Source organism: Desulfosarcina sp. (assembly GCF_033791525.1).
GTDB lineage: Bacteria > Desulfobacterota > Desulfobacteria > Desulfobacterales > Desulfosarcinaceae > Desulfosarcina.
The window spans coordinates 1-3840 of sequence record NZ_JASJGN010000480.1 but is presented as its reverse complement, the minus strand read 5'-3'; the positions used below and the strand labels follow the sequence as shown (position 1 = coordinate 3840).

Here is a 3840-nt window from a genome sequence, read left to right as displayed (position 1 = left end):
CGGCAAATTTTGCAGCGTACATTCAGCACCCTTGATAAGCAACGATTACCCATTTTTTTTGACGTCTATGGAACGGTGAATACGTCTACGGTGACTCCCAGCGCATTCAAATACTCTCGCTGAAACGATTTCAAGGGTTTTGCCAACTGCCGGTGTTGGCCAATCGTAATGACCATGACAGACGTAAACTTGGTCGTCATCATAAAAGTAGTCGGTTTTTTCGTCTGTCGGCGAACCCAGCCCGGGAGGGTGCAGTCATTGGCTTCAACATACTGGCGCATCGAGCGTTCCATTAACCGCCAGATCAACAGGGAGATCAGCAGCACCAACCCCAGCACCTCAATCCGTTCGGCCTTTTTGAGAAAGATGCTGTTGACGATCGCCGGGTCTTTCAGAAAACTGAAGTTCTTCTCGATACCAATCTGGCTTTTGTACAACGAGAGCAACTCGGGGGCTGGCCAGTCGGCTTGTTGATCCAGCAGGTTGGTCAGTAGCACAAAACAGCCGGCTTCATCCCTCAAGGGAGATACCTTTTCCGGCGCTTCACGGATGGTTGCGGTCAACCGGTATTCATAGCGCAATACCGGTCGGGGTTTGCCGGCAGCTGGCCTGCCGCGGCCGTATTTGGGTACTTTTTCGACATCGACTTGAAGCCGGTGATAACCGGTCCCGGATTTGCGGATCAGCTTTTCGCCTGCTGCCCGGGCGTCCTCAAGACAAAAATAGGCCGTGGCCGTGGCCTGTTTGCAGTCCGCTTCGAGGCGTTTGCGATCCTTTGCCAACAGCCGGTCGATGCGTTTGTGGCGCCGTTTGTCGTGGGCGCTGGAATGCACGACGATTGCTCGGTAGGTTTTCCCGTAAAGCTCGACGGTGCCGTCATAGGCACGATAGTGGGCAACCGGCCGTTTGGGGCGGTCGTGTTCTTCGGCCAACGGACCGATATCGATCCATTGGTCGCTTTTCACCGCATCGCGGATCACCCGGCCGCATTCACTGTACGTGGCCGGCAGACGGGTCAGAAACCAAGTTTGACCCTCAGACGCGTCAAGATTGTCCTCGGTGACAAACGCCGCATCGGCAACATAAACATAGGCCCCCGGTCGCAGGCCATGCTCGGCCATGTACTTGGAAATATTGGTCAGCAGTTCGTTGTTCAGGGTTTTGTCCGATGCATTACCGTCTGTGGTGGTTCCTAAAATGGGGATGTTGCGGTCGACACACAGCATGGATACCAAAAACTGCTTGAGATCCGGCCGTTTGTCCTTGCTGTAACCATAGGTAATATCAAACGGTGGATCGACCAGGTCGTAATCGCCGAAGACGCTCACGGAGGTGGTATCGAAGTGGAGCCGCCGTGGATCGACGGCAAAAACGGTCAGGGCGTTCTGAGCCAGTTGAGAGAAGATCTTCTGGGTCCCGGTCTCGAAGATCTTATCCATCGATCGCCCCAGGTTGTAATCGCAAAACCGTTCGGGTGCGATAGGGGCGCCAAGCAGCAGTTCCGTGTCCTTTTCTTCAAAGAATTCGGTCAATCGGTACAGTGGTGTTCGCCCGGACAACGTGTCGAGCACCATGCCAAAGACTGCCATACCAGGGCTCAGTTCCATTTGGGTGTCGACCAATCGGTCGATGGTATCCACCAGATCGATTTTCTTGGCATAGGCTTTGACAATAGGCATATGCTTGGTATCGGTGATGGTCATCTGCTCGGTATTCAACGGTTGCATCTACCCTCCCTGGCCTTGATATTTAAACCTCAGGGCAGGGTATCAGCAACTAGTTGAAATGTCTAGACATTTTTATTTACATGTAAATACAATATGTTACAATCGATATGTGTCTGTTTTTACGGGAATAAAAAATTGTTAAAAATCACTGCTTAGGGGTGTTGAATGTAGGATGTGGCGGTGGCATGCTGGGCAATGAATACAGGGTGCCCTATCATTTGGGTTTGTTTCGGTAATAAGAAAGTAATTTCATAGGCTTCCATAATTTTTCACAGACACTGTAACCTTTTTCATTCTTATACGTTAAAGGAGAAGCATGATGAAATACAGAAGTTTCAGTGTATCAAAAAATCTTTTATTAAAAGGAGTTTCCGATGAGAAAGATGTTCATGTTATTAACTGTATTTGCATTCGTGATGATGTTTTTTGGGACATCAACCGTTATGGCGGGCGGTGATCAGAACAGGGGCGAAATCGGCCAAGGCTCTACCTACGAAAACAACTGTGAAGACCAGCCATGTTTTGAAGACGCACCAATGCCAGGCAGTTCGGATACGCTGATCATGCAATCCGCAAATGAGACCTCTGAACTTGATGATACTGAAATTCATCATTTACTGTTCATCCGTGAAGAGGAGAAAATGGCACGGGATGTATATCGTGTTCTGTATGAAAAATGGGGCAATCCTATATTTGCCAACATTGTAGAAAGCGAACAGGCTCATATGGATGCGATGGCGAATCTGATTGCCTTTTACGGGATCGTTGATCCAGTGACGAGTGACGAGACTGGTGAATTCAACGACGAAGCTATAGCCAAATTGTATTCGGATCTCGTTGAGCGGGGCTCACAGTCCGAGATTGAAGCGCTCCTCGTCGGGGCCTATATCGAAGAATATGATATCCTTGACATCTGGAAGGCCTACGACGAGACGGACGAAGAACGCATTCAAACAGTATATCAGAATCTGTACGAAGGCTCTTACAACCACCTGGGCGCTTTTGTGTATGTCTATGAGTTGGTGATTGGCGAAAGCTATGTACGCCAGATATTAGAAGAGGAAGATTACGAATATGTTATGAATTTTGACACTCAGGCTAACCTGGCACAAGAACCGAAACAACAGAAAGGCAAATAACATAGGTGGTCCATCAGAAAGCTGATCAGTTTACGTTATAGATTTCCCATATGATCATGCCGACGATGGCACCAGACACACATCATCATTGCCAACAAAAAGGGAGCCCTCCCAATCCACCGACCAGGAGGGCTCCCCATCTAAATAGAAAATCAGCTCTGGGTTCGTTATTTCAGCAACCCTAAAGAATTTTCCGTCAATCCTCGATAACCTTTCACCCCAACATCTTTACTATCCAATAAACAGCGTACCCGACGCCGAGACCCAGCGGCAGCATGATTCATGGTCGACACAAGGGTGTCTCTTTGAATTTCCAGGCGAAGATTCCGACTGCCAAGATCCCGAATATTGCGCCAATGACTTTGGGGAGCATATGATTATTTCCTTTTTTAAGGACCGATCATGGTATCCACGGCAACAGGTCGCAATTACATCGCTTAAGGGAATATTGTTGAAATTTTCAGGGTAGGTAATCTTCGCGAACCGGTGAAAAGACCTCAATAACAACCGTATCCTCCAGCGCCTCTGCCGAGTGCTCGACGCCACCCGGCAGGCACCAACTATCTCCAGCTTCAACATCCTTAATTTCACCGTCGACAATGAAGCGCAGTTTGCCGGAGATCATAATTCCGGTCTGTTCATGGGGATGTGAATGTGTTGGGATTGCAGAGCCCTTAGCTATTTTGAACCGGCCCATCAGTGTCTTATCACCGTGAACCAGGGTCGTTAAATTAATTCCATCCAATAGTTGTCGTGACTCACCGGTATCTTTTTTGCGAAACATGTATTCCCTCCAATTTTTTAAATGTTCGTTTTGAATCTTTTCGATGATCGAATGTAAACATGAGTTCTATGGTGTTCAATCCTACACCCCCCTTGTAGCGTGGGGATGTCGATCAATCACGGTGCAAAAAGATCCATAAATCCCTGAATCAAAACGCTTAACATCGCCTCACAACAAATACAGCCTCTGT

The 3840-nt window shown here is 48.3% G+C and carries 4 protein-coding genes; 1 reads left to right on the top strand and 3 read right to left on the bottom strand.

Annotation, left to right across the window (positions count from 1 at the left end; all coding sequences use genetic code 11):
- Positions 1-65: 65 nt before the first annotated feature.
- Together QNK41_RS22810 and QNK41_RS23180 are read right to left on the bottom strand one after the other, a co-directional pair.
- Positions 66-1727: an IS1634 family transposase gene (locus QNK41_RS22810; protein WP_319262129.1), complete on the bottom strand. Its 1662-nt coding sequence runs from the start codon at positions 1725-1727 to the stop codon at positions 66-68.
- A 152-nt stretch (positions 1728-1879) separates the two neighbouring features.
- The gene (locus QNK41_RS23180; protein WP_413815197.1) at positions 1880-1990 is read right to left on the bottom strand and encodes a DUF4186 family protein; all 111 of its coding nucleotides are present in this window, start codon (positions 1988-1990) and stop codon (positions 1880-1882) included.
- A 111-nt stretch (positions 1991-2101) separates the two neighbouring features.
- On the opposite strand from QNK41_RS23180, the gene QNK41_RS22805 reads away from it, so the two are divergent.
- Positions 2102-2866: a DUF2202 domain-containing protein gene (locus tag QNK41_RS22805; protein WP_319262126.1), complete on the top strand. Its 765-nt coding sequence runs from the start codon at positions 2102-2104 to the stop codon at positions 2864-2866.
- 460 nt (positions 2867-3326) lie between these two features.
- On the opposite strand, the gene QNK41_RS22800 is transcribed toward QNK41_RS22805, so the two are convergent.
- The gene (locus QNK41_RS22800; protein ID WP_319262125.1) at positions 3327-3650 is read right to left on the bottom strand and encodes a cupin domain-containing protein; all 324 of its coding nucleotides are present in this window, start codon (positions 3648-3650) and stop codon (positions 3327-3329) included.
- Positions 3651-3840: the final 190 nt, after the last annotated feature.

Coding starts and splice junctions, on each gene's coding strand:
- QNK41_RS22810 (WP_319262129.1), bottom strand. CDS start 1,727: ATGCAACCGTTGAATACCGAGCAGATGACCATCACCGATACCAAGCAT.
- QNK41_RS23180 (WP_413815197.1), bottom strand. CDS start 1,990: ATGGAAGCCTATGAAATTACTTTCTTATTACCGAAACAAACCCAAATG.
- QNK41_RS22805 (WP_319262126.1), top strand. CDS start 2,102: ATGAGAAAGATGTTCATGTTATTAACTGTATTTGCATTCGTGATGATG.
- QNK41_RS22800 (WP_319262125.1), bottom strand. CDS start 3,650: ATGTTTCGCAAAAAAGATACCGGTGAGTCACGACAACTATTGGATGGA.